General features: G+C 71.2%; 24 protein-coding genes and 1 tRNA gene. 15 read left to right on the forward strand and 10 right to left on the reverse strand.

The window, feature by feature from the left end:
• Positions 1-25: 25 nt before the first annotated feature.
• Both MJ607_RS05675 and MJ607_RS05680 read left to right on the forward strand, forming a co-directional pair.
• Positions 26-1,291 carry a CDP-glycerol glycerophosphotransferase family protein gene (locus MJ607_RS05675; protein WP_243074607.1) on the forward strand — a complete coding sequence of 422 codons (1,266 nt, stop codon included), beginning with the start codon at positions 26-28 and terminating at the stop codon, positions 1,289-1,291.
• A complete protein-coding gene (locus MJ607_RS05680) occupies positions 1,288-2,742 on the forward strand; it encodes a CDP-glycerol glycerophosphotransferase family protein (RefSeq protein ID WP_243074608.1) in 1,455 nt (484 codons plus the stop codon). Before MJ607_RS05675 ends, MJ607_RS05680 begins: the two co-directional genes overlap by 4 nt.
• A gap of 36 nt (positions 2,743-2,778) precedes the next feature.
• Here the strand turns inward: MJ607_RS05680 and MJ607_RS05685 are convergent, their stop codons facing one another.
• Complete coding sequence (locus MJ607_RS05685; RefSeq protein WP_243075265.1) at positions 2,779-3,804, reverse strand: glycosyltransferase family 2 protein; 1,026 nt, start codon at positions 3,802-3,804, stop codon at positions 2,779-2,781.
• Between the two features lie 110 nt (positions 3,805-3,914).
• Here MJ607_RS05685 and MJ607_RS05690 point away from each other — a divergent pair, with 110 nt between their 5' ends.
• Positions 3,915-5,189: a CDP-glycerol glycerophosphotransferase family protein gene (locus tag MJ607_RS05690; protein WP_243074609.1), complete on the forward strand. Its 1,275-nt coding sequence runs from the start codon at positions 3,915-3,917 to the stop codon at positions 5,187-5,189.
• A 9-nt stretch (positions 5,190-5,198) separates the two neighbouring features.
• Here the strand turns inward: MJ607_RS05690 and MJ607_RS05695 are convergent, their stop codons facing one another.
• From MJ607_RS05695 to MJ607_RS05710, 4 genes are all read right to left on the reverse strand, one after another.
• Entirely contained in the window at positions 5,199-6,569 is a 1,371-nt protein-coding gene (locus tag MJ607_RS05695; protein ID WP_243074610.1) for a phosphotransferase, read from the reverse strand.
• 109 nt (positions 6,570-6,678) lie between these two features.
• The gene (locus MJ607_RS05700; protein WP_243074611.1) at positions 6,679-6,915 is read right to left on the reverse strand and encodes a hypothetical protein; all 237 of its coding nucleotides are present in this window, start codon (positions 6,913-6,915) and stop codon (positions 6,679-6,681) included.
• A complete protein-coding gene (locus MJ607_RS05705) occupies positions 6,915-7,862 on the reverse strand; it encodes a hypothetical protein (protein WP_243074612.1) in 948 nt (315 codons plus the stop codon). Before MJ607_RS05705 ends, MJ607_RS05700 begins: the two co-directional genes overlap by 1 nt.
• Before the next feature lie 52 nt (positions 7,863-7,914).
• Complete coding sequence (locus MJ607_RS05710; protein ID WP_243074613.1) at positions 7,915-8,607, reverse strand: NTP transferase domain-containing protein; 693 nt, start codon at positions 8,605-8,607, stop codon at positions 7,915-7,917.
• Positions 8,608-8,831: 224 nt separating this feature from the next.
• Between MJ607_RS05710 and MJ607_RS05715 the strand changes: the two genes are divergently transcribed.
• The 3 genes from MJ607_RS05715 (at position 8,832) to MJ607_RS05725 (ending at position 12,177) form a co-directional block, all read left to right on the forward strand.
• The gene (locus MJ607_RS05715; RefSeq protein ID WP_243074614.1) at positions 8,832-10,292 is read left to right on the forward strand and encodes an ABC transporter ATP-binding protein; all 1,461 of its coding nucleotides are present in this window, start codon (positions 8,832-8,834) and stop codon (positions 10,290-10,292) included.
• A complete protein-coding gene (locus MJ607_RS05720) occupies positions 10,268-11,836 on the forward strand; it encodes a hypothetical protein (protein WP_243074615.1) in 1,569 nt (522 codons plus the stop codon). The genes MJ607_RS05715 and MJ607_RS05720 overlap by 25 nt, the downstream gene beginning before the upstream one ends.
• A gap of 74 nt (positions 11,837-11,910) precedes the next feature.
• Positions 11,911-12,177, forward strand: a complete 267-nt coding sequence (locus MJ607_RS05725; RefSeq protein WP_243074616.1) for a DUF3039 domain-containing protein — start codon at positions 11,911-11,913, stop codon at positions 12,175-12,177.
• Positions 12,178-12,194: 17 nt separating this feature from the next.
• On the opposite strand, the gene MJ607_RS05730 is transcribed toward MJ607_RS05725, so the two are convergent.
• On the reverse strand, positions 12,195-13,523 hold the full coding sequence (locus MJ607_RS05730) for a nicotinate phosphoribosyltransferase (RefSeq protein WP_243074617.1): 1,329 nt from the start codon (positions 13,521-13,523) through the stop codon (positions 12,195-12,197).
• 70 nt (positions 13,524-13,593) lie between these two features.
• On the opposite strand from MJ607_RS05730, the gene murI reads away from it, so the two are divergent.
• The 4 genes from murI to MJ607_RS05750 all read left to right on the forward strand — a co-directional run bounded on the left by murI (position 13,594) and on the right by MJ607_RS05750 (position 16,985).
• Positions 13,594-14,421, forward strand: coding sequence for a glutamate racemase (murI, locus tag MJ607_RS05735; protein WP_243074618.1), 828 nt, complete (start codon positions 13,594-13,596; stop codon positions 14,419-14,421).
• Between the two features lie 99 nt (positions 14,422-14,520).
• Positions 14,521-15,267, forward strand: coding sequence for a ribonuclease PH (gene rph, locus MJ607_RS05740; protein WP_243074619.1), 747 nt, complete (start codon positions 14,521-14,523; stop codon positions 15,265-15,267).
• Complete coding sequence (gene rdgB, locus MJ607_RS05745; protein WP_243074620.1) at positions 15,264-15,887, forward strand: RdgB/HAM1 family non-canonical purine NTP pyrophosphatase; 624 nt, start codon at positions 15,264-15,266, stop codon at positions 15,885-15,887. Before rph ends, rdgB begins: the two co-directional genes overlap by 4 nt.
• Before the next feature lie 183 nt (positions 15,888-16,070).
• Positions 16,071-16,985: a cation diffusion facilitator family transporter gene (locus MJ607_RS05750; protein WP_243074621.1), complete on the forward strand. Its 915-nt coding sequence runs from the start codon at positions 16,071-16,073 to the stop codon at positions 16,983-16,985.
• A 4-nt stretch (positions 16,986-16,989) separates the two neighbouring features.
• On the opposite strand, the gene MJ607_RS05755 is transcribed toward MJ607_RS05750, so the two are convergent.
• Complete coding sequence (locus MJ607_RS05755; protein ID WP_243074622.1) at positions 16,990-19,545, reverse strand: ATP-dependent DNA ligase; 2,556 nt, start codon at positions 19,543-19,545, stop codon at positions 16,990-16,992.
• A 149-nt stretch (positions 19,546-19,694) separates the two neighbouring features.
• Here MJ607_RS05755 and MJ607_RS05760 point away from each other — a divergent pair, with 149 nt between their 5' ends.
• Both MJ607_RS05760 and MJ607_RS05765 read left to right on the forward strand, forming a co-directional pair.
• Positions 19,695-20,426 carry a Gmad2 immunoglobulin-like domain-containing protein gene (locus MJ607_RS05760; RefSeq protein ID WP_243074623.1) on the forward strand — a complete coding sequence of 244 codons (732 nt, stop codon included), beginning with the start codon at positions 19,695-19,697 and terminating at the stop codon, positions 20,424-20,426.
• A 69-nt stretch (positions 20,427-20,495) separates the two neighbouring features.
• Positions 20,496-21,398 carry a Ku protein gene (locus tag MJ607_RS05765; protein WP_243074624.1) on the forward strand — a complete coding sequence of 301 codons (903 nt, stop codon included), beginning with the start codon at positions 20,496-20,498 and terminating at the stop codon, positions 21,396-21,398.
• 1 nt (position 21,399) lies between these two features.
• Here the strand turns inward: MJ607_RS05765 and MJ607_RS05770 are convergent, their stop codons facing one another.
• The 3 genes from MJ607_RS05770 to MJ607_RS05780 form a co-directional block, all read right to left on the reverse strand.
• Positions 21,400-22,179, reverse strand: a complete 780-nt coding sequence (locus MJ607_RS05770; RefSeq protein ID WP_243074625.1) for a DedA family protein — start codon at positions 22,177-22,179, stop codon at positions 21,400-21,402.
• A 68-nt stretch (positions 22,180-22,247) separates the two neighbouring features.
• A tRNA-Leu gene (locus MJ607_RS05775) sits at positions 22,248-22,329 on the reverse strand.
• Between the two features lie 67 nt (positions 22,330-22,396).
• Positions 22,397-22,618 carry a PLDc N-terminal domain-containing protein gene (locus MJ607_RS05780; RefSeq protein WP_243074626.1) on the reverse strand — a complete coding sequence of 74 codons (222 nt, stop codon included), beginning with the start codon at positions 22,616-22,618 and terminating at the stop codon, positions 22,397-22,399.
• Positions 22,619-22,745: 127 nt separating this feature from the next.
• On the opposite strand from MJ607_RS05780, the gene MJ607_RS05785 reads away from it, so the two are divergent.
• Genes MJ607_RS05785 through MJ607_RS05795 form a run of 3 tightly spaced genes read left to right on the forward strand, consistent with a single transcriptional unit; the run spans position 22,746 to position 25,680 of the window.
• On the forward strand, positions 22,746-23,897 hold the full coding sequence (locus tag MJ607_RS05785; protein ID WP_243074627.1) for a CpaF family protein: 1,152 nt from the start codon (positions 22,746-22,748) through the stop codon (positions 23,895-23,897).
• Positions 23,894-24,751: a type II secretion system F family protein gene (locus MJ607_RS05790; RefSeq protein ID WP_243074628.1), complete on the forward strand. Its 858-nt coding sequence runs from the start codon at positions 23,894-23,896 to the stop codon at positions 24,749-24,751. Before MJ607_RS05785 ends, MJ607_RS05790 begins: the two co-directional genes overlap by 4 nt.
• A complete protein-coding gene (locus tag MJ607_RS05795; protein ID WP_243074629.1) occupies positions 24,748-25,680 on the forward strand; it encodes a type II secretion system F family protein in 933 nt (310 codons plus the stop codon). The genes MJ607_RS05790 and MJ607_RS05795 overlap by 4 nt, the downstream gene beginning before the upstream one ends.
• Positions 25,681-25,693: the final 13 nt, after the last annotated feature.

Here is a 25,693-nt window from a genome sequence, read left to right on the forward strand (position 1 = left end):
CGCCACCCCGCGATAGGCTCGCGGGGTGGCGTCCTTCTCGTTCGGCGCGGGCAACGCGGCGAAGCTGGCCCGCCTTCCGTTGTATGCCGCAGGGCGCCTCGCGACCCTCGTCGTGCCCCGTACGAGCGACGAATGGGTCTTCGGCTGCGCCGTCGGAATCGCCGACGGCGCGCTCGCGCTGTGGGACGTCGCACGTGCGCATGGCCACCCCGCGGTGTGGCTGGTCGAGAACGACCGACAGGCCCGGGATGCCGCTGCCCGCGGCATCCCGTCGATTCCCAAGCACTCGCTCCGGGGCTTCTGGCGCACGGCGCGTGCACGTGTCGTCGTCGTCACGCACGGCTTCGGCGATGCGAACCGCTACGCCGTGACGGGCGCCTTCGTCGTGCAGCTGTGGCACGGCATCCCGCTCAAGCGCATCGGCCTGGATTCGCCCGAGACGCTGCGTCCGCCCGCGGCACTCGGCCGCGGCATCCTGTCGCTGATCGCGCGCCGCATCCTGCGCATCGCGTACCGGCGGGCCGCGCAGCGCATCGGAGTGCTCCCCGCCGCTTCGCACGCGGTGCGCGGCCGGCTCGAGTCGGCCTTCGCCCTGCCCGACGCGCGGGTGCCCGTCACGGGCGAGCCCCGCGTCGACGTGCTCTCGCGCGCGAGCCCCGCCGAGCGCCGCGCCGCCGCGCGCCAACGGCTCGACGCGGCCGCGGGCCCGCTCGATGCTTCGGCGCGGATCGTTCTGTACGCGCCGACGTGGCGGGACGGCGAGCCCGATCCGGCGGTGCCGTCCGCGGACGAGTGGCGCGGCATCGTCGAGGTCCTGCAGCGCCACGACGCCGTCCTGCTCGTGCGCTCGCACCCGCTGGGAGCGGGGGAGTACCGCCCGCCCGCGCCGACGGAGCGCGTGCGCTCGCTCGGCAGCGACCTCGTCGCCGACGTGACTCCGCTCCTGCCGGGGCTCGACGCGCTCGTCACGGACTACTCGTCCCTCGTGTTCGACTCGGCGCTCGTCCCGCTTCCCGTCGTGTTCCTCGCCCCCGACGTCGAGGCCTACCGTCGCCGTCGCGGCTTCTACGGCACGTATGCCGATGTCGCGGGCGATGAGGCCGTCTCGGATTGGACGGGCGCCGCGGCGCGCCTCGACGCGATCTTCGGCGACGAGGCGGCACGGGATCGCGCTCTCGCACGCGCACGGAAGCTCGACCAGCGGGTGCACGCGCACCGAGACGGCCGCAACACCGAGCGGGTGTACCGTGCGATCCTGGCTGGTCTGGAACCCAAGGAAGGAAACGGATGACCGACGCGCGCTTCGCGAGCGACCCCGGCGCTGCGCTGATCCTCTCGGGCGAGGGCCCGCGGCCCGCCTCGATCGAACTCGTCGGCGCACGCGCCCGCGCGCGGGCCTCGATCACTGGGCGTGGCAAGACGTGGCGCGCCGTGCTCGCTCTGCGTGCGGCGCGCTGGGGCGGCCCCGAGCTTCCGCTGCCCGTGGGCGACTACGCCCTCGTCATCGAGACGGCAGCCGATGCTCCGCCGATCGCGCCGCCCGCGCCGCTTCCCCTCGTGCAGCTCGGCACGGTCCGAGCGTCTCTCGAGGCCGGCGTCGTGCGCATCGGCCCGCCCATCGACCCTGCCTACGACTCGGGAGAGGGGCAGGCGGCCCTCGAGCGCCGCTACGCGACGCGTCCCGACGGTCTCGAGAACGCCGTCTTCTTCGAGAGTTTCTACGGCCGAAACGCGAGCTGCAACCCGCTCGCGATCGATCGCGAGCTCGCCGCCCGTGCGCCCGGTGTGACCCGCTACTGGAGCGTCGTCGACCTCTCGGTGCGCGTCCCCGAGGGTGCCATCGCCGTCGTCGAGGGCAGTCCCGAATGGTGGCGCGCCCGCGGATCGGCGCGCCTGCTCGTCGTGAACGACTGGCTGCGTCGCCGCTTCGAGCGCCGGCGGGGACAGTTCGTCCTGCAGACGTGGCACGGCACGCCCCTCAAGCGGCTCGCGCTGCATCGACCCGGCTTCGATCCGCGCCGCATGGCGGCCGTCGTGCGCGAATCGCGGCGCTGGAACGTCCTCCTCGCGCAGAACCCGTATGCGGGCCGCATCCTCGCGAAGGCCTACGCCTTCCTCACGCGACCGGTCTGGGTCGAGGGGTATCCGCGCAACGACGTGCTCACGACGGGCGACGGAGGCGAGACCCGCCGGGCACTCGGCATCCGTCCTGACGATCGCGTTCTGCTGTACGCGCCGACGTGGCGCGACGATCGCGACGAGATCGTGGACTTCGTCGACCCGGCCGCACTGGCCTCTGCAACGGGCGCCGTCGTGCTCGTGCGGGGGCACTCGCGGACGCTTCTGCAGGGCCGGGATGCCGCGGGCCCGCGCGTCATCGACGTCACGGGGTTCCCCGACACGTCGCTGCTGCTCCTCGCGGCAGACGCCCTCGTGACGGACTACTCGTCGGTCATGTTCGACTTCAGCGTCACGGGCAAGCCGATGTACTTCCTCGTGCCCGACATGGAGCACTACAGCACGGATCTGCGCGGCTTCTACTTCGACCTCGTGGCGCACGCGCCGGGGCCGCTCGTCCGGTCGCACGACGAGCTCGTCGCGGAAGTGCTCGACGGCGACCCCGCCCGCTTCGCGGAGAAGTACGCGATCTGGCGCGAGCGCTTCAATGCGCGCGACGACGGGCGCGCGGCCGAGCGCGTCGTCGACCGCATCCTGGATCAGGGTTTCGTCGAACGGGCCTGAGCCGCCGGCTCCGCGAATCGCGCACGCCCCCAGGGGTCAGGGCAGCGGCGTGTTGCGGTCGCCGAGCCGCGACGTGTCGACGGTGTCGTGCGCGCCGCGCGCGACACCCGCGAGGAACCCCGCACCCCACATGAGGTGCATCGTGGGCAGGACTGCGGCCGTCCACAGCTTGTCGCGCCAGCCCTTCCCGCCGCCCGGGCCGATCGCCCACACGACGACGAGGGCGATGTAGGCGAGCACGGGCAGATGGACGACGGATGCCGCGACCGACCACCATCCCGTGAGGAGGCCGGTGAGCTGGAGCAGTCCGACGACGATGCTGAGCCCGATCGCGACGACGAGGGCCGGGGGAGCGAAGAACCGGAGCGAGTTGCCGCGGCCGAAGCGCCGGACGAGCTCGCCGCGCCAACGACCCGTCGCGTGGAACTGGCGTGCGAGGCGCGCCCAGCTCTCACGTGGCCAGTAGGTCACCGACAGTGAGGGGTCGAACCACACTCGATAGCCGGCGCGCCGGATGCGGAGGTTGAGCTCCCAGTCCTCTCCGCGTCGGATCGACTCGTCGAAGAGGCCGACCTCCTCGAGCACGGCGCGCCGCATGACGCCGAGGTAGGCGGATTCCGCCTCGCCCTCCTGCGTCCCCCCGTGATACGCCCCTCCGCCGAGGCCCACGGGCGAGTTGTAGGCGCGGGCGACCGCCCGCTGGAAGGGTGTGCGGCCGTCGGCGCGCATGACGCCGCCGACGTTGCCCGCCCGCACACGGCTGAGCGTCGCGAGCGCCTGGCGCGTGTAGCCGTCCCGCAGCTCGGAGTGCGCGTCGACCCGCACGACGGTGGGGTACCGGCCGGCGCGGATCGCGATGTTCAGGCCGACCGGGATGTCGGCGGCGGGATTGTCGACGAGGACGATCCGGTCGTCTTCCGCGGCGAGCTCGCGGGCGACCTCGTTCGTGCCGTCCGTCGAGGGCCCCAGGGCGAGGATGAGCTCGGCGGGGCCGTCGACCTCCTGTGAGAGCACCGTCTCGACGGCGCGGCGCAGGTAGCCGCGCTCGTTGAGCACGGGCATGACGAAGCTCACGCCCGCGTCGTCCGGGACGACGGGCGCGTCCTTGCGCCCGGGCTCTGACGACTGCACCCGTCGATCATGGCATGCGGGGCCGCCGGTAGGCTGAAGGCGTGGGACTGGTAACGGATGCACGCAACGCGACAGCCCTTCTTCGCAAGGCTCTCGCGAGCCGCACAGCGGTGCAGGACGTCAGGCGGACGCTCGCGGTTCGGCCGGAGCATCCACTTCACCACTACCAGGTGGCGGTCTACTTCGCCGACGGCGCGGTCAACATGTACCAGATGCGGCAGTGGTACAAGCCGCTCGCGGAGCTCTCCAAGCGCTGGCCCGTCGTGATCCTGAGCCGCTCCGCGACCGGGGCGCAGGCGCTCGTGGCCGAGGACGCGCCGCCCGTCGCGTTCGTGCCGACCATCCGCGATCTCGAGCGGTTCATCGCGAAGCAGGACATTCGCATCGTGCTGTACGTCAACCAGAACACGCGCAACTTCCAGATGTTCCGGTACGGCCGTCGGTGGCATGTGTTCATCAACCACGGCGAGTCCGACAAGATGTACATGACCACGAACCAGTTCAAGGCATACGACTACGCGTTCATCGCGGGCGATGCCGCGCGGGAGCGCCTCTCGCGGGTGCTGTGGGACTACGACCTCGACAAGCGGACCATCGCGATCGGCCGGCCCCAGGCCGACCACTACTCGGGCGCCCTGCCGTACACGCCCGATGACCGCACCGTCGTGCTCTACGCGCCGACGTGGGAGGGCGACCGCCCTTCGGCGCACTACGGATCGATCGTGTCGCACGGCGAAGCGCTCGTGAAGGCGCTCCTCGCGACGGGGCGCCACCGCGTCGTCTACCGCCCGCATCCGCGCTCAGGCGTCGTGAACGCCGAGTACGGCGCCGCGAACCGGCGGATCATCGCGGCTCTCGCCGCCGCGAATCGGGCGGACACCGGCGCCGAGCACGTCTTCGACGACGGTCCCGACCTCGGCTGGCAGCTCGCGGCGGCCGATGTCGCGATCGTCGACATCTCGGCGATGGTCTACGACCGCCTCGCCGCGGGCAGGCCGCTGCTCATCACGCGGCCGGCCGATCCTGCCGCGATCGTCGACACGCACGGCTACCTCTCCGCGTGCGAGTGGCTGGATGCCGGGGCGGCATCGGCCGTCGTGGACGAGACGGAGCGCGTTCTGAGCGACCCGGAGGCCGTCGGGCGTCTCGGGGTGTGGGTCGAGCGCTACTTCGGCGACGCGACCCCCGGCGCGTCGACGCGGCGCTTCCATTCGGCCATCGCACACCTCATGGCCGAATGGGACGTGTGGCACGCGGGCGCCGTCGACGAAGAGCTCGAGGACGAATCCGAGGACGAGGCCGAGCTCGACGACTGAGCGCGCTGGTCAGCCGACGGGCGCGGGCCGCTCGACGAGGCGGGCGATGGCCCGCAGGGGAATCGTGACCCACGTGGGCCGGTTGCGAGACTCGTAGATCGCCTCGTAGACGGCCTTGTCGAGCTCGAGTGCGCTGAGCAGAGCCTCCTGCGCGACGGGGTCGACGCCCGCGACGGCGGCGTAGCCCTCCACGTACGCCGAGCGCGCTCCGCGCACCCACTCCCGCACGGTGGCGGGGGAGCGGTCGGGATGATCGAGGCGGATGGACCCCGCGACGTAGTCGAACGACCGCAGCATCCCGGCGACATCGCGCAGCGGCAGATCCGCGCGCGTCCGCTCGGACATCGGGCGCAGCGGCTCGCCCTCGAAGTCCAGGAGCACCCAGCCGCGCTTCGGGTCGTGCAGCACCTGTCCGAGGTGGAAGTCGCCGTGGATGCGCTGCAGACTCGGCCACTCCGCCGCGAGGGCGCGCGCGTAGACGGCGTCGATCGCCTCGCGGCGCTCGGCGATGGCAGGCACCTCGGCGATCGCGATCGCGAGTCGGCGCTGCCATGTCCGCGAGGTCGCCTCGAAGTCCTCCCGATGCGCGGCGTGCGTCGGGAAGAGCGAGGCGAGAGCGACGTGCACGTCCGCCGTCGCCGCGCCCAGCGCCGCCGCGGGAGCAGTGAAGTCGTCGCCCGCCGCCGCGGCGCGCAGCGCGACGCGCCAGGCGTCCTCGACGCCCGGCAGGAACTCGGCCGCGAACGCGAGCGATCCGCGGAACGTCCCCTGCGCCGTGGCCGTGTCGGGCCACTGGCCCTCGACCGAGCCGATCGTCGGCGGCACGTGCGACGAGCCGGCACGCGCGAGCGCGGTCGAGAGCTCGATGTCGGGGTTCAGCCCGGGATGCAGCTGCCGGAACACCTTGCAGATGATGGGCGTCTCGCCCTCCTCCGCGGCGAAGATGAGCGATGTGTTGGACTGCTCGCCGGCGAGGACGGATGCCGCGCCCCCCGCCCGGCGCGCGCCGGGACGGCTCGGTTGACCGATCACGGTCGTCCCCGGACCTGTCGCTGTGCCGCCTTCGACGATGAGCCGCAGGAGGGCGCTCGAGTACGCGGGGTCGAACGGTCCGTCGATGAAGGTCGTCCCGGGTTCGGGGCTGCCGATGATGTGGTCGGGGTGGGCCTCGACCGTCGCCGTCGAGCGGGAGACGACGGGGATCTGGTACAGGACGGCGGGGAGCGCGCCCTCGTCGGCGATCAGGAACGTCCGAACCGTCGCGTCCTGCGCCGGCAGGTCCCACCACGACACGAGGCGCAGGCTCGGGAGTCTCCCTTTGCCGGCGTACCACCGCTGACGTGGCATCCAGGCGGCCAGGCAGGCGAGAGTGCTGTCCATAGAGCGAGACTATTGCGCCGCGCGTTTCCGCACAGGAGATCGCCGCAAAGGCGGGTCAGGATGCCGCAGGCGAGCGCCGCGTGGAGCCCGAACTCCCGGCGAGAGAGCCTCAGGCGGCGTCCCCGTCGGGCTCGTCGCCCTCGGCCTCGTCGGCGGGCGTCTTCTCCGCCTCCGCGGCAGTGAGCGGGACGAAGACCGTCGACGTGCCGAAGAGACTTCCGAGACCGGCGGCGTCCGCCGGGGCGGCATCCCGCAGCTTCTCGGCCTCATTGAGCTGGTCGGCGGGCTCGGACGGAAGTCCCGCCCACTCCTCGTTGTCTTCGGCGCGCTGCGCGAACAGTCCCATCAGTCGTCTCCCAGATCCTCCGGATCGAGCAGCTCGGGTGCCGGCTCGATCGCCTCACGGCGGCGCGGCGCCAAGCGGCGGCCCGCCGATCCCGCGGCCTGCACGCCGCGCGTCACGCCTCCGACGACCGCTCCGCCCGCTCGCCGGAAGCCGCGGCCTGCGGCATACTCGAGGCGCGTCGCGCCCGGCCGCGGCTCGAGCTCGGCGGGGAGTTCGGCAGCAGGAATGCCGAACGCGCGTCGCGCGCTCACGAGCACGCGACGGCCGAGGATGTTGTTGCCGGCGCCGCCGAACGCCGCGCCGATCCCGAAGGGCAGGGCCTTGCCGATCCAGGACGCTCCGCCGCGCACCGCGAAGTGGCGCACGAAGACGCTCTTGAGCTGATCGACGAGGGGGCCGACGGCGGCGCGCGGGATGGTCTTGGTGACAAGCTCGCCCCAGTACTTGTCGCGCGACGCGCCCTTGCCGCTCGCCTGGCCCGCGAGCTGAGCGACGAGGTCGACGCCCTCCTTGCCGAGCATGAGGGTCAGGACGAGCGCCCGCGCACGATCCGGGTTCTCGATCGGGATGCCGTGCACCTCGGAGACGGACTGCGCGAACAGCGCCGTCGCCTCGAGGAAGCCGAGCGTCTCGACGCCGCTCAGGGCGAGCGTCACGCCGGTGCCGATGCCGGGCACGACGGCGGTCGCGCCGACCGCTGCGCCGCCCGTTGTGACCGCCGCGAGATACCGGCGCTCGAGGATGCGGACGATCTCGGTCGTCGACGCGGACGGATGCCGGAGCCGGATGCTGCGCAGATGCGCGAGCACGACGGGTCGCTGGATCGCGAGCACGCGGTCGAGCGCGCGCACGGAACGCGGATGCTCGTCGGAGCCCACGGGAGGAAGTCCCCCCACCCACGGCGCGCCGTCGGGAAGGGAGTGGATGCTGTGCACCTTGTCGGCCATCAGGCCGATCCTACGAGCACGCGCCGAGAGGACGCGGGGGATTGACTCAGGGTCAGACGAACAGGTTCGCCCGCTCGAGGTCTTCCGCGAAGTCCACCTCGACGGCGTAGAGGTCGGAGATGTCGAGCGGCTGCAGACGCAGTCCGTCCTCGGCGATCGCGAGCTCGAGACCGCGCTCGAAGTAATCCTGGTCGTCGACGCGCGTCAGCTGGCGCATGAACGCCTTCTTGTCGGCGCTCGAGATGTAGTTGATGCCGACGGCCTCGCCGATCCCGCCGACGACGGTCTTCGAGAGCTCCTTGATGCAGCCGTCAGGAGCGGTCGTGTACTTCACCTCTTCGTCGCTGACCTTCGAGGTGTTGACGGTTACGAAGGACTGGTCGCGCTCGATGAGGGCGATGGCACGGCCGAGGACGCGCGGGTCGAAGACGACGTCGCCGTTCATCCAGAGAACGCCGCCGCGGCCCGTCGCGCCGAGGGCGCGCAGCAGGCTCTTGGACGTGTTCGTCTGGTCGTAGCGGTCGTTGTAGACGTAGTCGACCTCGGGGAACGCCTCGACGATCGTCTCGGCCTTGTAGCCGACGACCGTCGTGATGCGGGCGGAGGAGCCGAAGGCGGCACGGATGTTGTCGTGCTGCTGCTTCATGATGCTGCGGCCGTCGTTGAGTTCGGTGAGCGGCTTCGGCAGGCTGCGGCCGAGTCGCGAGCCCATGCCGGCTGCGAGGATCACGGTCTGAAGTGTCAAGATCTGCTCCTGGAGTGCGGGATTCCACGGTTGATTAACCGAATCGACACTCCGTCGTGCCTGCTACATGGTAGCGAAGGGTGCTGGGAGGGTGCATAATGCCGACACGCCGTTGCCGGATCGTGACATAACGTTCCGTTGCGCCGTCCGGGCGCCGCGCGGACTCGAGCCGTGGGATTCGGGCGCCCACTTGATACGTTGGATCGGTGACAGCCTCTCTACCGGTGCCACAGGACGCCTTCCGGGACGACCCGGACGGGGTCGCCGACGAGACCACTGACGCGCCCGTTCTTCCCCTGACGCCGAAGCGGCAGCCGCGCGCCCCGCGGCAGAAGGCGCGGACCACCAAGCCCCGCCGCCCCGCTCAGCCGAGGGTCGCGCCCGATCCTGGTCCGCCGCCGCCGCTTCCTCCGGATCTCGCAGCCGCTCCGGCTCCGTCGTACCCGGACGACCTCGTGATCCCGCCCAAGCCTCCGCTTCCCCCGGCGCCCGCGCGGGAGCAGCCTGCTGCGCCGGTCGAGGACGTGCTGCCGGATGCCGCTCCCGCGGCCCCGGCCCTGATCGACCTCGTTCCCGTTCCCGAGCCGGTCGTCGCTGAGCCGGAGCCGGAACCTGTCGTCGCCGAGCCGGAGCGCATCGTCGTCGAGCTCGAGCCTGAAGCGGTCATCGCCGAAGCGGAGCCGGAAGCCGCTCCGGCTGTGCCGGAGCAGGTCGTGGAGACCGAGCCCGAGCCCGTCGTCGTCGCGGAGCCGGAACCGGATCCCGAGATCTCGTCCGAGATCGAGCCCGAGTCGGACGTTGCTGCCGCCGTCGCCGCCGTCGCGGCGGCCTCGGGCGATGTCCTGGTCGCCGAGTCTCCCGTCGCACCCGAGGACGCCGACCCGTTCGCGGCATCCGTCGTCCTCGACGAAGAGCTCGCGGCGGCACCCGCCGCCCTCGCGCTCCGCGGCGTGAGCAAGCGGTTCGGCGACACGCGCGCCGTCGACGGCATCGACCTCACGATCCCGGCGGGCACCTTCTACGGCCTCGTCGGCCCGAACGGCGCCGGCAAGACGACGACGCTCTCGCTCATCGCGGGCCTTCTGCGCCCCGACAAGGGCTCGATCACGGTCGCCGGCGTGGACGCGGCATCCGATCCGACCCGCGCGAAGCGCCTCATGGGCGTCCTTCCCGATCGCCTGCGCACGTTCGACCGCCTCACGGGCCGACAGCTGCTCTACTACTACGGCGTGCTGCGCGGTCTCCCGTCCTCGACCGTCGAGAGCCGCATCGCGGACCTCGCGCGCGCTTTCGACCTGACCGATGCCCTCGGCCGGACGGTGTCGGACTACTCGGCGGGAATGACCAAGAAGGTCATGCTCGCGGGCGCCCTCATCCATTCGCCGCGGCTGCTCGTGCTGGACGAGCCGTTCGAGGCGGTGGACCCCGTCTCGAGCGCCGTGATCCTCGACATCCTGTCGGCCTACGTCGCGCACGGCGGCACCGTCATCCTGTCGAGCCACGGCATGGATCTCGTGGAGCGGGTCTGCACGCGCGTCGCCGTCATGGTGTCGGGGCAGGTGCTCGCCGAGGGAACGGTCGATGACGTCCGCGGCGAGCTGACCCTCGAGCAGCGCTTCGTCGAACTCGCCGGAGGTCTCGGCGACGTGGAGGGCCTCGAGTGGCTGCACACGTTCTCCGACTGAGGCTCTCGCTGCTGATCGGAACACTGCGCGGCGACGGGCGTCAGACGGCCCGCGTCGTCGTGGGGCTCGTGATCCTCGCGGCGGCGACCGCCGCGGGATGCTGGGCGCTGCTGACGCTGAGGGACGCGTCGGATGCGGCGATGATCGCCGTCACCGTGCTCGGCGGGTCGGCCGTGACGCTCGGCTTCGTGCTCGCACCCCTCATCGGCGGTGTGAGCGATCCTCTCGACCCGCGCCGCTTCGCCGTCTTCGGCCTGCCGCCGATGCGGCTCGCGGGAGTGCTGGGCCTCGTGGGCTTCGTGAGCGTCCCCATCTTCGTGCTCGCCGCGCTCTGCGCCTGTGCGGCCGTCGTCTGGGCCGCCCACGGCGTCGCGGGGGCGGCCGCGGCACTGGGCGCCGTCCTCCAGGTCGCGACCTGCGTCCTGCTCGCCCGCGTCTTCATGGCGATCACGTCCATGTTCCTCACCGAGCGCCGCTCCCGCGAGCTGTCGGGGCTGTTCGCGCTGACGATCCTCGTCGTCGTCGTGCCGGTGTGCGTCTTCCTCGCATCGCTCGAGTGGGAGGGCGTCGTCCCCACGCAGCTGACCGAGGCGGTCCGCCTGCTCGCGCTGTCGCCGCTCGGCGCCTCCGCCGCGTTCCCCGGCCTCCTCGCTCTCGGGGCTCCCGAAGCCGCGCAGTCGCTCGTCGTGGCGCTTGCGACGGTCGTCGTCCTCGGCGCACTGTGGGTGTGGATCGTGCACCGCATTCTCACGACGACGGAGCGGCCGGTCTCGACGCGCGAGCGCGGAGGCCTCGGGTGGTTCGCCGTCGCCCCCGGCACGCCGGGCGGTGCGATCGCGGCGCGCAGCCTCCTGTACTGGTCCCGCGACCGCCGCTATCTCGCGAACCTCGTCGTGATCCCCATCGCGGCGGCACTCGTGACCGTCCCGCTGCTCATCGCGGGCGTGCCGCCATCGGTCGTGGCGCTCGTCCCCGTCCCGCTCGCCGCGCTCTTCCTCGGCTGGCTCCCGCACAACGACCTCGCCTACGACTCAACCGCCGTCTGGATGCACTTCGCGAGCGGCGTCCGAGGCTCGTCCGACCGGATCGGGCGTCTCGTGCCGATCCTCCTCATCGGCATCCCCAGCCTCGCGATCGCGATCCCGTTCGCGATCTCGCTGCACGGCCGGTGGGCGATCCTCCCCGCGATGATCGGCGTATGCGCGTCGCTCTTCCTCACGGGGCTCGGGCTCTCGAGCATCTCCTCGGTCGCCTGGCCCTATGCCGTCAGCCGACCGGGCGAGAGCGCCTTCCAGCAGCCGCAGCGCACAGGGTCGGGCAGTGCGATCGCCCAGGGCGTCGTCATGCTCGGCGCGCTCGTGCTGAGCGTTCCGGCACTGTGGTGGGCGTGGACGGCGCTCACCGTCGACATCGAGGCCGCCTCCATGGCGCTCTGGGGCGGGACCGGCGTGGGACTCGCCGTCCTGCTGTTCGGAATCGGGATCGGCGCCGCCGTCTTCCGCCGGCGCGGGAGCCGCATCATGGAGTTCGCCGAGTCCACGTGACGGCGGGATCGGGATGCCGCGGCATCCCGTACCGACCGCCCCCGGGTCTCTCGCCGCGGCTACAATTGCGGACTATGAGCACCCCCGTCGAAGGCCCCGATCAAGCGGGCATCGCGACCCTCGACCGCGAGCTCGAAGAGCTCATCCGCGAAGAGTCCATCGAACCGGGTGACCATGAGCGCTTCTCTCACTACGTGAAGAAGGACAAGATCCTCGAGTCCGCGATCACGGGCAAGCCCGTGCGCGCGCTGTGCGGCAAGAAGTGGACGCCGGGCCGCGATCCCGAGAAGTTCCCCGTCTGCCCGACGTGCAAAGAGATCTACGAGTCGCTGCGCACCTGAGCCGCGCCCTCGCGGGCTCACGCCTCGACGTAGACCGTCGGAATGGCCGGGTCCGAACGGCTGAGGGCGAGCGCCCGCACCGGGAGCTCCTCGCGCACGAGCGCGTGGTGGTCGCGGGCGGCCAGAACGCCGGCAGGCCCCTCGAACGCCGTGTCGATCTCGCCGTCGACGACGAGCGGCACGTGCAGCGCACGGGCGTCGGGATGCCGCGCCGCCGACTCGACCTCTTCGAATCCGTCGGAGATCGCGATGAGCTCGCTCGTCGCGGTACCGCGGTCGAGGGTCCGGAAGGCGGCCTTGCGCCCGCCCTTCGAGGCTTTGTCGGTCGACGCCTTCGCGACGGCGATCCACGCTCCGTCGCCCGACTGCCGCGCCGTGAGCTTGTAGACCATCCCCGCCGTCGGCGTGCCCGATCCCGTGACGACCGAGGTGCCGACGCCGTAGGAGTCGACGGGCGATGCAGCGAGGGCCGCGATCGCGTACTCGTCGAGGTCGCTCGTGACGGTGATCCTCGTGCCCGTCGCGCCGAGCTCGTCGAGCTGGGCGCGCACCTGCGCCGCGACGGTCGGCAGGTCGCCGGAGTCGATGCGGACGCCGCCGAGCTCCGTGCCCGCGACGCGGATCGCCGTCTCGACGCCCCGACGGATGTCGTACGTGTCGACGAGCAGCGTCGTGCCCGTGCCGAGCGTCGCGATCTGGGCGCGGAAGGCCGACTCCTCGCTGTCATGGAGAAGCGTCCACGCGTGCGCGGCGGTTCCCATCGTCGGGATGCCCCAGTACCTGCCTGCCTCGAGATTGGACGTCGCTCCGAAGCCCGCGATGAAGGCGGCGCGGGCGGCCGCCACGGCGGATCGCTCGCCCGCGCGACGCGAGCCCATCTCGGCGAGGGGCCGGTCGCCGGCCGCGATGCTCATCCGCGCCGCGGCCGTCGCGACCGCGGAGTCGTGATTGAGCACGCTCAGCGCGAGCGTCTCGAGGATGACGGCCTCGGCGAAGGTGCCCTCGACCGTGAGGATGGGCGAGCCCGGGAAGTACAGCTCGCCTTCGCGGTAGCCGCGCATCGAGCCCGCGAACCGGTAGCCCTCGAGATAGCGCAGGGTGGCGGCATCCACGATCCGCTCGTCCCGCAGGAACCGCAGCTCGTCGTCGCCGAACCGGAAGTTCCGCAGCAGCGCAAGCAGTCGCCCCGTGCCCGCGACGACGCCGAAGCGGCGTCCGCCGGGGAGCCTGCGCCCGAACAGCTCGAAGACGCAGCGGCGCTGTGCCGTGCCGTCTCTCAGAGCGGCGTCGAGCATCGTGAGCTCGTAGCGGTCGGTGTGCAGGGCGATGCTCTCCGCGGCCGTCATCCGGTCAGCCTAGCCACCCGACGGCCCGCGCAGGCCGGGCCGTGCGGAACGCGGACTAGGCTGGACGATCGTGAACGACGCGCCCATCGGCATCTTCGACTCCGGGGTCGGCGGTCTCACGGTCGCCCGCGCGATCTCGGCGCAGCTGCCCCGCGAGTCGATGCTCTACATCGGAGACACGGCGCATTCGCCCTACGGGCCGAAGCCCATCGCGGATGTCCGTCGGTACGCCCTCGAAGTGCTCGACACCCTCGTCGATCAGGGCGTCAAGATGCTCGTGATCGCCTGCAACACGGCGTCGGCGGCGATGCTCCGCGACGCGCGCGAGCGCTACGACATCCCCGTCGTCGAGGTCATCGGACCGGCCGTCCGCACCGCCATGTCGACGAGCCGCAGCGGTCGGATCGGCGTCATCGGCACGGCCGGCACGATCGGCTCGCGCGCCTACCAGGACATGCTCGAGGTCAACGAGCGCCTCACGGTCTTCGCGCAGGCGTGCCCGCGCTTCGTCGAGTTCGTCGAAGCCGGCGTCACGGATTCCGCCGAAGTGCTCGCGGTCGCCGAGGAGTACCTCGCGCCGCTGCGGCACGCGGCAGTCGACACTCTCGTGCTCGGGTGCACGCACTACCCGTTCCTCGAGGGTGCGATCAGCTACGTCATGGGACCGGACGTCTCACTCGTCTCGAGCGACACCGAGACGGCGAAGGACGTCTACCGCCAGCTCGTCTCGCGCGATCTGCTCGCGGGTCCGGATGCCGCTCCCGCGCACGTCTACGAGGCGACGGGCGACTCGGCCGACGAGTTCCTGCGCCTCGCCCACCGCCTGATGGGCCGCGAGGTCGCCGCTGTGCGCCTCGTCCAGACAGGCGCCATAGACCTTCCCTCGGCCCGCGGCTGAGGCATCCGTTGTCCCGCCTTCCCTACGTGTCCCACTCTCTGTCGTTCGAAGCACCCGGCAACGACCGAAATCGGGACACGCCCCGTCGAGAGGAATCGCATGACCACTGAGATCGTCCGCGCCGATGGGCGCACCGTCGACCAGCTCCGCCCCATCACGATCGAGCGGGGGTGGAGCAGCCAGGCCGAGGGTTCGGCGCTCATCTCGTTCGGCAACACCAAGGTGCTGTGCACTGCCTCGTTCACGAACGGCGTGCCGCGCTGGCTCACGGGCAAGGGCAAGGGCTGGATCACCGCGGAGTACGCGATGCTCCCGCGCGCGACGAACGACCGCAACGACCGCGAGTCGGTCAAGGGCCGCATCGGCGGGCGCACCCACGAGATCTCGCGCCTCATCGGTCGCGCGCTGCGCTCCGTCGTCGACACGAAGGCCCTCGGCGAGAACACGATAGTCATCGACTGCGACGTGCTGCAGGCCGACGGCGGAACGCGGACCGCGGCCATCACAGGCGCCTACGTGGCGCTCGCCGACGCGATCGAATGGGCGCGCGGCAAGCGGTTCGTCGGACAGAAGTCGCAGGTGCTCATCGACTCCGTCGCCGCAGTGTCGGTCGGGATCATCGACGGCGAGCCCATGCTCGACCTCGCCTACGTCGAGGACGTCCGCGCCGAAACCGACATGAACGTCGTCGTGACGGGCCGCGGCCTGTTCGTCGAAGTGCAGGGCACAGCGGAGGGCGCGCCCTTCGACAAGCGCGAGCTGGATGCGCTGCTCGAGCTCGGAGTCAACGGCTGCGCCGACCTGCGCGACCTCCAGTCGGCTGCCCTCGCGGAGTCCAGCCTTTGAGCGAGACGGTCGGCGGCGCCTCGCCGCGCCGGATCGTCCTCGCGACGCACAATCCGCACAAGGTCGAGGAGTTCCAGGCGATCGTCGCGGCGACGCGTCCCGATTTCGAGGTCGTCGGCTACGACGGCCCCGAACCCGTCGAGGACGGCACGACCTTCGCGGAAAACGCCCTCATCAAGGCGAGGGCGGCTGCGGCGCACACGGGCCTCCCGGCTCTCGCTGACGATTCCGGCATCTGCGTCGATGTCCTGGGCGGGGCTCCGGGAGCATTCTCTGCGTATTGGGCGGGGCATGCGAAGGATGCCGCGGCCAACCTGACCCTGCTGCTCGACCAGCTGTCCGACATCCGCGATCCGCATCGCTCGGCGCAGTTCGTCTCGACCATCGCGCTCGTGGATCCGTCGGGCGTCGAGCACGTCGTCGAAGGCGTGTGGCCGGGGCGCCTCGCGATGGCGGCGTCCGGCGCCGGCGGCTTCGGGTACGACCCGATCTTCGTTCCGGACGATCAGCCCACCGGCGTCCAGCGCTCCGTAGGGGAGTGGACCGCGGAGGAGAAGAACGCGGCATCCCATCGCGCTCGCGCCTTCCACGCGCTCGCGCCCCTCCTCGCCGCGCTCTGACGTCTTCCCGTGCTGGCGGCACGGCGATCCCCAGCTCGTCGCGATCGCCTGCATTGCGTGGTCTTGGCGGCTCGCGGCGACCGGCATCGCGCTGCTCCTCCCGGCCTGAGGCTGAGAATCGAACTCATTCCCGACATCGCCGATAGGCGACGCAGGGCGGGGGAGCAGTCCTACCCTGGAGCCATGCACGACCACGCACCCGCACCCGGGGGGATCAGAGGATCGGCCGCACGGCGGCTGCTCGCGATCTCGCTCGCCATCACGGCGATCGTCATGCTCGTGCAGATCGTGGGATCGGCGCTGTCGGGATCGCTCGCGCTGCTCGCCGACGCCGTGCACATGTTCACGGATGCCGCGGCCCTCGTCATCGCACTGATCGCGAGCGTCGTGGCGGCCCGCCCCGCCGACGATCGGCGCACCTTCGGCTACCAGCGGGCCGAGGTGCTCGGGGCTCTCGTCAACGGTGTGATCCTCATCGTCCTGTCGGTCTGGATCGCCGTCGAAGCCGTGCAGCGGCTGGTCGCTCCCGGCGACGTCGAGGTCGCGGGCGGCCTCATGCTCCTCGTCGCAGTCGTGGGTCTCGGCGCGAACGCCGTCGCACTGTGGCTGCTGAGCGCGGCGCAGCGCACGAGCATCAACGTCCGCGGCGCCTACCTCGAAGTGCTCGGCGACCTGCTGGGCTCGGCCGCCGTCATCGTCGCGGCGATCGTCGTGATCACGACGGGCTGGGTCCAGGCCGACGCCGTCGCATCCCTTCTCATCGCGGCGATGATCGTCCCCCGGGCCGTCGGATTGCTCCGCGAGGTCTTCTCCGTGCTGAGCGAGTCCTCGCCCAAGGGCGTGCACGTCCAGGAGATCCGCGACCACATCCTCAGCACCCCCGGGGTCGTCGACGTGCACGACGTGCACGTCTGGCAGCTCACGCGGGGAGCACCCGTGTTCTCGGCGCATGTCGTCGTCGACGCCGCGGCGCTGGAAGGCCAGTCGGGACGCATCCTCGAGGACCTGCAGGGATGCCTCGCCCGCCACTTCGACGTCGAGCACTCCACCTTCCAGCTCGAGGGCGCAGGGCACATCGAGCACGACGCCCACCGCTGAGAGGTCAGCTCTCCCTCGTGACCTCGTCGGGGGACTTGTCGGGCCGCAGCCCACGCCACCGTGAATGCCGGAGGATGCCGGTCGGCGTGAACTCCCCGAACTCGACCTCGCCGACGAGTTCGGGCCGCACCCACTGCACGCCGCGCGCGTCGAGGGCGGGCACCCCGACGAGCGCACTCGTGCTCGTGTGCAGCGGATCGAGCGTCGCCATGAGCGTCCGCAGGGTCGTGTCGCTGAACCCGGTTCCGACCCGTCCCGCGTACTCAAGACCGTCGGGCCCAGGGATTCCGACGAGCAGCGAGCCGAAGGTCGAGGACCGCTCGCCCTGCCCCGGCCGGATCCCGGCGATCACGACCTCCTGAGTGCGGGTCAGCTTGACCTTGAGTGAGAAGTCCGACCGGATGCCCCGCCGATACGCCGCCCGCGGGTTCTTCACCACGATCCCCTCGAGGTCGAACCGGCGACTCGCCTCGAGCGCGGCATCCACATCGTCGAAGACCGGCGGCACGACGATCGAGGGGATCGTCTCCGCGGCGAGCTGCTCGAGGATGCGACGGCGATCGCTCAGGGGGAGTCCCGTGACGTCGCGCCCGCGCGCGACGAGCACGTCGAAGAGGTAGTAGCGGACGGGCGTGCGCTTGGCCTCGCGGGCGATGTCGCCGCTGCGCACGAGGTTCATGCGGGTCTGGAGGAGCGCGAAACTCGGCCGGCCGCCGTCGAGGGCGACGAGCTCGCCGTCCACGATGCAGCGCTCGTCGCCGAATCCCGGCCCGCCTTCAGTGATCTCGGGGTACTTGTGGGTCGACTCGTTGCCGCTGCGGGCCCACAGGCGCAGCGCGCTCCCGTCCCAGACGCCGAGCGCGCGGATGCCGTCCCACTTCGCCTCCGCCCACGCCGGGTCACCCCACTGCCGGGCATCGGATCGTGCGCGATCGACGGATGCCGTCACCGAGAGCATCGGCTTGAGGTCGGCGGCCGACGGCGGCCACTCGGCAGGCGGCACCGAGGCGACCAGATCGTCGATCGACCGCTCTTCGGCGACCTCACGGTCAGGGGTGGGAGGGGTGGTGGATGCCGCGGCCGGCCGCCGGCCGCCCCGACGCGGTTCATCGGCCTGTCGCGAGGGCTCGACGGGGGTGCCGTCGGGCTGCACCCTGCCCGAGGCATCCGTCTTCATCCGGTGCAGGAGCCAGTTCGACTTCTCACCCTCGCCCTCTGTGCGGATCAGCGCCAGACGGACGCGGCCCAGGGGACCGCCCGGCCGTCCCTCGGCGGTGAGGATGATCTCGTCGTCGCGCCACTTCTCGAGTTCGTAGCGGCCGTCGTCCCAGATCGTGACGCTGCCCCCGCCGTACTCGCCCATGGGGATCGTGCCCTCGAACGAGGCGTATTCCATGGGGTGGTCCTCGGTCTGGATCGCGAGATTGTTGCGCGTGTACGAGTGCGGCACCCCGCGCGGCACGGCCCAGCTGACGAGCACGCCGTCCCGCTCGAGCCGGAAGTCCCAGTGCAGCGCCGTCGCGTGGTGCTCCTGGATGACGAAGGTCGGCAGCTCGTCCGACGCGCGGACGGCGGCCGCCGGGTTCGAGGGCACGGGCTCCGGCGTGCGGTCGGCGGAGCGCATCGAGATGTACGTTCGCAGCGGTCCGTCGTCTGCCTCGCGCCCGCCGGCGTGGAAGCCGAGCGGCGACAGCGGGTCGCCGATCGCCTCGACGCGCTCGAGCACCTCGTCGAAGAGCAGATGCCGCATACCCGGGTCGTCGAGCTCGTCCCATGTCCGCGGCACGGCGACCGTCGGATGCGGGCGCCCGCGCAGCGAGTAGGGGGCGATGGTCGTCTTCGAGCCGCTGTTCTGGCTCCAGTCGATGAGCACCCGCCCGCCGCGGATCGCCTTCTTCATGCTGCTCACGACGAGCTCGGGGTGATCGGCTTCGATCGCGCGGGCGAGCTCGTGGGCGAGGGCTGAGGCGTTCTCGCTGGACTGGCCCGGCGGCAGCGCCGCATAGAGCTGGATGGCCTTGCTCCCGCTCGTGACGGGATAGGGATCGAGACCCATATGACCCAGGATGTCGCGGGCCCACCGGGCGACCTCCGCGCACTCCGGCAGTCCCACGCCCGGGCCGGGGTCGAGGTCCAGCACGAGACGATCGGCGTCGCCTCGGTCGCCTGCAGGGGTGAAGCGCCACTGCGGCACGTGCAGCTCGAGGCTCGCGACCTGCGCGAGGTACACGATCGTGGGGACGTCGCCCGCGAGGGGGTAGTCCTTGGGCCCGCCCGAGTGCGGGATCGGAAGTCGCCTGACCCAGTCCGGCGCCCCGCGTTCGAGGTCCTTCGCGAAGAAGGCCTGCCCCGGATCCTCGGCCGTGCCGACGCCGTCGGGCCAGCGCTTGCGCGTCACGGGCCGCCCGATGACGTGCGGGATCATCGTGGAGGCGATCCGCGTGTAGTAGTCGATGACCTCGGCTTTGGTCGTCCCGGTCTCGGGATAGAGGACCTTGGCGAGGTTCGACAGGCGCAGCCGGCGCCCGTCGATCCGAACCAGCTGCTCATCCCCGGGCATGGCACCCATCCTGCCGCCTCGCGCCCCGGCGGGTGGCGAGATGCCTTTCCGAGCCTCCCGGCCGGGTGTAGATTCCGCACCAGGCGAAGAGGTGCACCATGTTCGCTCGAAGGACGCTCGGATCAGCCGTTCTCTTGGGACTCCTGGCGTTGACCGCGTGTGCGGCCGACCCCTCGAGCGCGCCCTCGGGCAGCCCATCCGACACACCGTCCGAAGCCGCGAGCCCCTCCCCTTCCGGTTCGGCCTCCGGCTCCAGGGCGACGGCCGCCATCACGATCGACACCCCTGCCGAGGGCACGACGCTCTCCGTCCCCTTCGCCGCGAGCGGCACGGCCGACGTCTTCGAGGCCGCCCTCACGATCGATGCCGTCGACGAGTCCGGCATGACCGCATGCGTGCGCCATCTCATGGCCACGAGTGGCAGCGGAACCCGCGGCACGTGGGAGGGGACACTCGCATTCCCGCCCGAGGAGGATCCCCTGCGCGTGACCTTCCGCGCGTACACGATGAGCCCCGAGGACGGCTCGATGGCGAATCTCGTCGAGTTCCCCGTGACCATCTCGCCCGAGCGGCCGATGATCATCATGACCTCGCCGCGGTGCGGCGACCGCTACGACGCCGGGGGACTCGTCATGCTCACGGGCACAGCCGCCCTGTTCGAGGCGGCCTTCACCGTCGAGCTCCGCGACGCCGCCGAGCACGTCATCCTCACGGTGCCTATCACGGCCGCGGAGTGCTGCGTCGAGTCGCAGTTCTCCGCGCAGCTGACGCTGCCGAGCGATATGTTGCCCGGGTTCTACGACGTCGCGGCCTACAGCATCGGAGCGAAGGACGGCAGCGTCGAGAACGAGTTCATCGTGCAGATCGAGGTGCGCGGGTAGCACCGCACGACATCATCCCGTCGCGCGAAGGCCTAGCAGTGACGGGTGTGACCGGTGTGTACTGGTGTGATGAGAGCGATCTGGAAGGGCGCCCTGACCTTCGGCCTCGTCAACGTGCCGGTCAAGGTATATGCCGCGACCGAGGACCATGACGTCTCGCTGCACCAGGTGCACAACAAGGACGGCGGGCGCATCCGCTATCAGCGAATCTGCGAGATCGACGGCGAGGTCGTCGCCTTCCAGGACATCGACAAGGCCTACGACGACGGCGAGAAGACGGTGGTCCTCACGAAGGAGGACCTCTCTTCGCTCCCATCGGAGCGGAGCCGCGAGATCGACGTCGTCGAGTTCGTGCCGAGCGATCAGGTGGATCCGCTGACCTTCGACCGCGCCTACTACCTCGAGCCGGACTCCGCTTCGCCCAAGGCCTACGTCCTGCTGCGCAAGACGCTCGAGCAGACCGAACGCACGGCGATCGTCCGCTTCTCGCTGCGGCAGAAGACGCGCCTCGCGGCGTTGCGCGTGCGGGGCGACGTGCTCGTCCTTCAGACGCTGCTGTGGTCCGACGAGGTGCGCGAAGCCGCGTTCCCGGCGCTGGACGAGACGGTGCGGATCTCGGCGAAGGAGCTCGAGCTCTCGGCATCCCTCGTCGACAGCTTCGCGAGTGATTTCGCCCCCGGCGACTTCGCCGACGAATATCAGGCCGAGCTGCGCACGCTCATCGAGGCGAAGCTCGAGAAGGGCGACGCGCTGGACACGTCCGAGACCTTCGGCGAGCAGGAGGAGGCTGCGGGCGGCGAGGTCATCGACCTCATGGAGGCCCTGCGCGCCTCCGTCGAGCGGTCGCGCGCTGCGCGCGGCGAGTCGACCGCTGCGAAGAAGTCGACGGATGCCGCGCCCAAGGCTGCGGCCAAGGCCACGCCTGCCGCGTCCAAGCCCGCCGCCAAGAAGAAGGCCTCGAAGGCCTCGTGAGCTAGGCCTTCGGGGTCGGCGGCGTGCCGCCCTCGTGGCTGTGGCCGTGCTCCGGGCCACGCTTGAACACCTCGGGGTCGAGGACGAGGGCACGCGCCTCCTCGGCATCCACTTCGCCTTCGCCCGCGGCCGCCTCCTGCTTCGCCTTCGCGCGCTCGCGGAGGTAGTGCCAGATCGTGACCGCAGCGGTCAGGACGACCACGCCGAGAAGGATGACGTCGATGTACTCCGTCACGAAGTCGGCGACCCACTGGATGTACCCGATGCCGTAGCCGAGCCAGACGAGGCCGAAGCCCCACAGCAGCGCCCCGATGGCGTTGTAGAGCGTGTAGCGACGCCACGGCATGTGGCCGACTCCCGCCGCGACGGGCGCGAAGGTGCGGACGATCGGCACGAAGCGGGCCATGATGACCGTGAGCCCGCCGTAGCGCTCGAAGAACATGTTCGTGCGCTCGACGTTCTTCCGGCTGAAGACCCCGGACTCCTTGCGTTCGAACACGGCGGGTCCGCCCTTGTGCCCGATGAAGTAGCCCACCTCGCCGCCGATGAATGCCGCGAATGCGATGAGCAGGGCGACGAGCCAGATGTTGGTGCCGAACACGTCGCTCGTCTTGGTGAGCAGCCCGGAGATGACCAGGAGTGTGTCACCGGGGAGCAGGAACCCGACCAGCAGTCCGGTCTCGGCGAAGACGATGAAGCACACCACGAGCAGTGCCCACGGACCGGCCGCAGCGATGATCGTGTTCGGATCGAGCCAGGGGATGAGAGCGATGTGCTGCACAGCGGGGGTCCCGTCGGTCGGAGCGGTCGGCGGTCAGATCGTGAGATGCGGGTGCGACGAAGTCACCGTGCGGAAGGTGGGACTTGAACCCACACGCCCGAAGGCACAGGAACCTAAATCCTGCGTGTCTGCCAATTCCACCACTCCCGCGAGTGGGTTCAGTCTACTGAGCGAACTGTGCGCGGGCTGAGGGGGACAACCCCCAAGAGCGAGGGGGTCAGCGATCCTCGTGCCGGATTCCGAAGACGAAATACGCGGCGGGTCCGAGCCAGTTGATGAAGAGCGCCGGGATCCACGCGGGCTTCGGTCCGCGCACCTGCTCGGCCGGCCGGTGGGCGAGGTCCCACGCGGCGAGGAAGGCGAAGGCGACCTGGAGGATCCCGAGGACGACCGCGCCGATCTTCTCGGGTGCGGTGAGCTCGCGCTGGGAGTGGGTCATGATCGTCCTTCCGCCTTTCCGACCATCGTGTCATCCGCGGGCCCTCGGCACCATCACGCGCGCTTCTCGTGGTGAGCGCTGTGGATAACTTCCGGATGCCGCCCACGGGACTTGCGAGGATGCTCCGGTGCCACCCCTCGCTGCTCCCGCCCCGGCCGTCGCGGTCGCCGAGCGCGTGCGCGAGCGGCTGCGGGCCGAGCGCTCGGACCCGGCCCGCGACCCGGAGTTCGCGGCGCAGGTCGCACGCGCCGAGGTGCGCCGGCACAACGACTTCGCCCTCGCTCGCGGACTGACGCCCGTCGACGACGAGGCAGCGTGCGTGCGTGAGGTGCTCGCCGCCGTCGCCGGATACGGACCCCTGCAGCCCTATCTCGACGACCCGACGATCGAAGAGGTGTGGATCAACGCGCCCGACCGCGTGTTCGCGGCTCGACAGGGCGTGTCCGAGCGCCTCCCCTTGACTCTCACCGACGGTCAGGTGCGAGACCTCGTCGAGCGGATGCTGCACGCGACCGGTCGCCGGGTCGACCTGTCGCAGCCGTTCGTCGACGCGTCGCTTCCCGACGGCAGCCGACTTCACGTCGTGATCCCGGACATCACGCGGCGCCACTGGTCGGTCAACATCCGCAAGTTCCTGCCCGCGTTCCGCGATCTCGACCGGCTCATCCGCGCCGGCTCGATCTCGCCCGAGGGCGCTGCGCTGCTCAGGGACGCGATGTCCGAGGGCCGCAGCATCCTGGTCTCCGGAGCTACGCACGCCGGCAAGACGACCCTTCTGAGCGCCCTCATCGCCGCCGCGCCCGCGCACCACCGCATCGTGACCGTCGAGGAGACCTTCGAACTCGCCGCCGACGCCGCCGACCTCGTCGCGCTGCAGGGCCGGCAGCCGAGTCTCGAAGGCACGGGCGAGGTGAGCCTGCGACGCCTCGTCAAGGAAGCGCTGCGCATGCGTCCCGACCGCCTCATCGTGGGCGAGGTGCGCGATGCCGAGGCGCTCGACCTCGTCCTGGCGCTCAACACGGGCATCCCCGGCGCGGCGACGATCCACGCCAACTCGGCGCGCGAGGCGCTCGACAAGCTGTGCGCCCTGCCGCTGCTCGCGGGCCGCAACATCGACGCGGGTTTCGTGCAGCCGGCGGTGGCGGCATCCGTCCACCTCGTCGTGCACTGCGAGCGCACCGCCTCGGGCCGCCGGCACGTCGCCGAGATAGTGGAGCCGACCGGGATCGGTCCGCTCGGCATCGAAGCCCGCACCGTGTATCGCGGAGCCGTCTCGTGACGATCTTCTGGGGCGCCGTGCTCGCTGCCGGGATACTCCTCGCGATCTCGCCCTGGGTGTGGCCCCTCCGTCCCGAGCGCACGCCGACACGGACCTCCAGCGCCCTCGCCCGCCTGCTCGAGGAGGCCGGGATGTCGCACGTCGCCCCCGTGCTCGTGCTCGGCGCCGCAGCCGGTGCGGGTCTCGTCGCGGCGGCCGTCGCGTGGCTCGTCGCGCCGGTTCCGGTGCTGGCTCTCATCGCGGCCGTCGCGGGTGCGGGAGCACCCATCCTCTGGCTGCGGGCGCGGCGCAGCCGGCTCGTGCGCACGCGCCGTGCTCTGTGGCCCGATGTCTGCGATCTGCTCATCGCCTCGGTGCGCGCCGGGATGTCGCTGCCCGACTCGGTCGCGGGGCTCGCCGATTCGGCACCCGCGCCGCTGCGCCCGGCTTTCGCGGGGTTCGCGCGCGACCTCGCGGCATCCGGTCACTTCGACTCGAGCGCGCAGCGGCTGAAGACGATGCTGGGCGACTCGGTCGCGGATCGCATCGTCGAGACCCTCCGCATGGCCCGTCAGGTCGGCGGCACCGAGCTCACACCCGTGCTGCGCGCACTCGCCGTCTCGGTGCGCGCCGACGCGTCGCTGCGGGCCGAGGTCGAGGCCCGGCAGTCCTGGATCCGCGGCGCCGCCGTGCTCGGCGTCGCCGCGCCGTGGGTCGTCCTCGCGCTGCTCGCGATGCGCCCCGAGGGCGCCGCGGCCTATGCGAGCCCCGAGGGGATCGCGCTCATCGTCGGGGGCGCCGCCGTCTCGTTCGTGGCGTACGGCATCATGCTGCGGCTCGGCCGTCTCCCCGAACCGCGGAGGTGGTTCGGATGATCCCGCTCTTCGTGAACGACGCCGCCCTCGCCGTGGTGCTCGGCGGCGCGTTCGGGCTCGGCATCTGCCTCCTGCTCTCGCGCGCGCCGCGCTGGGGAGCCGCGACCCTCTCGCGCCGCATCGCGCCCTACCTGCGCGACATCTCGGATCCGCGCGGCCTCGCGCCTCTGCTCCCGACGCGCACCGCCGACCCCCGCACGCTGTGGCGTGCCGCATCCGAGAGCGCGGGACGCTCGATGGGCGGTGCGCTCACTGTGGAGCGGCGCCTGCGGCAGGCGGGCAGGCAGACGGATGCCGCTTCCTTCCGGGCGCGTCAGCTCGGCTGGGCCGTGGTCGGCGTGGCAGCGGGCGGGGCGGCGGTCGTCGCGCTCGTGCTCGTCGGACGCGGGTCGGGGGCGCTCGTGCTGCTCCCGCCGATCGCGGGCTTCGCTGCGGCTGCCCTGTACGACCTGGCGCTCACACGGGCCGCGGCGGCGCGCGTCACGCGCATCGAGGAGGAGCTGCCGACGGTGCTCGAATTCCTCGCGCTCTGTCTCTCGGCGGGCGAGGGCATCCTCGATTCGCTGCGCCGGGTCTCGGATGTCGGCGCCGGCGAGCTGACCGGGGAGCTGCGCACCGTCGTGCTCGCCGTGGGCACGGGCTCGTCGCTGTCGGAGTCGCTCCTGCGGCTCTCGGCGCGCCTCGACGTCGCGGCGCTCTCGCGCGCCATCGACCAGCTCGTCGCGGCGATCGACCGCGGCGCGCCGCTCGCGCACGTTCTCCACGCGCAGGCGCTCGACGCGCGCGAGGACGCCAAGCGCCGCCTCATCGAGCGGGCCGGACGCAAGGAGATCTACATGCTCGTACCGCTCGTCTTCCTCATCCTCCCCTTGAGCGTCCTGTTCGCGGTGTTCCCGGGGATCTTCATGCTTCGACTCGGTATCGGCTGACCTCGGGTTCCAA

This window comes from Microbacterium sp. SS28 (assembly GCF_022761035.1).
In the GTDB taxonomy this organism is placed as follows: Bacteria; Actinomycetota; Actinomycetes; order Actinomycetales; family Microbacteriaceae; genus Microbacterium.

Coding starts and splice junctions, on each gene's coding strand:
- MJ607_RS05680 (WP_243074608.1), top strand. CDS start 1,288: ATGACCGACGCGCGCTTCGCGAGCGACCCCGGCGCTGCGCTGATCCTC.
- MJ607_RS05685 (WP_243075265.1), bottom strand. CDS start 3,804: ATGCCCGTGCTCAACGAGCGCGGCTACCTGCGCCGCGCCGTCGAGACG.
- MJ607_RS05695 (WP_243074610.1), bottom strand. CDS start 6,569: ATGGACAGCACTCTCGCCTGCCTGGCCGCCTGGATGCCACGTCAGCGG.
- MJ607_RS05700 (WP_243074611.1), bottom strand. CDS start 6,915: ATGGGACTGTTCGCGCAGCGCGCCGAAGACAACGAGGAGTGGGCGGGA.
- MJ607_RS05705 (WP_243074612.1), bottom strand. CDS start 7,862: ATGGCCGACAAGGTGCACAGCATCCACTCCCTTCCCGACGGCGCGCCG.
- MJ607_RS05725 (WP_243074616.1), top strand. CDS start 11,911: ATGAGCACCCCCGTCGAAGGCCCCGATCAAGCGGGCATCGCGACCCTC.
- MJ607_RS05730 (WP_243074617.1), bottom strand. CDS start 13,523: ATGACGGCCGCGGAGAGCATCGCCCTGCACACCGACCGCTACGAGCTC.
- rph (WP_243074619.1), top strand. CDS start 14,521: ATGACCACTGAGATCGTCCGCGCCGATGGGCGCACCGTCGACCAGCTC.
- MJ607_RS05750 (WP_243074621.1), top strand. CDS start 16,071: ATGCACGACCACGCACCCGCACCCGGGGGGATCAGAGGATCGGCCGCA.
- MJ607_RS05755 (WP_243074622.1), bottom strand. CDS start 19,545: ATGCCCGGGGATGAGCAGCTGGTTCGGATCGACGGGCGCCGGCTGCGC.
- MJ607_RS05765 (WP_243074624.1), top strand. CDS start 20,496: ATGAGAGCGATCTGGAAGGGCGCCCTGACCTTCGGCCTCGTCAACGTG.
- MJ607_RS05780 (WP_243074626.1), bottom strand. CDS start 22,618: ATGACCCACTCCCAGCGCGAGCTCACCGCACCCGAGAAGATCGGCGCG.
- MJ607_RS05795 (WP_243074629.1), top strand. CDS start 24,748: ATGATCCCGCTCTTCGTGAACGACGCCGCCCTCGCCGTGGTGCTCGGC.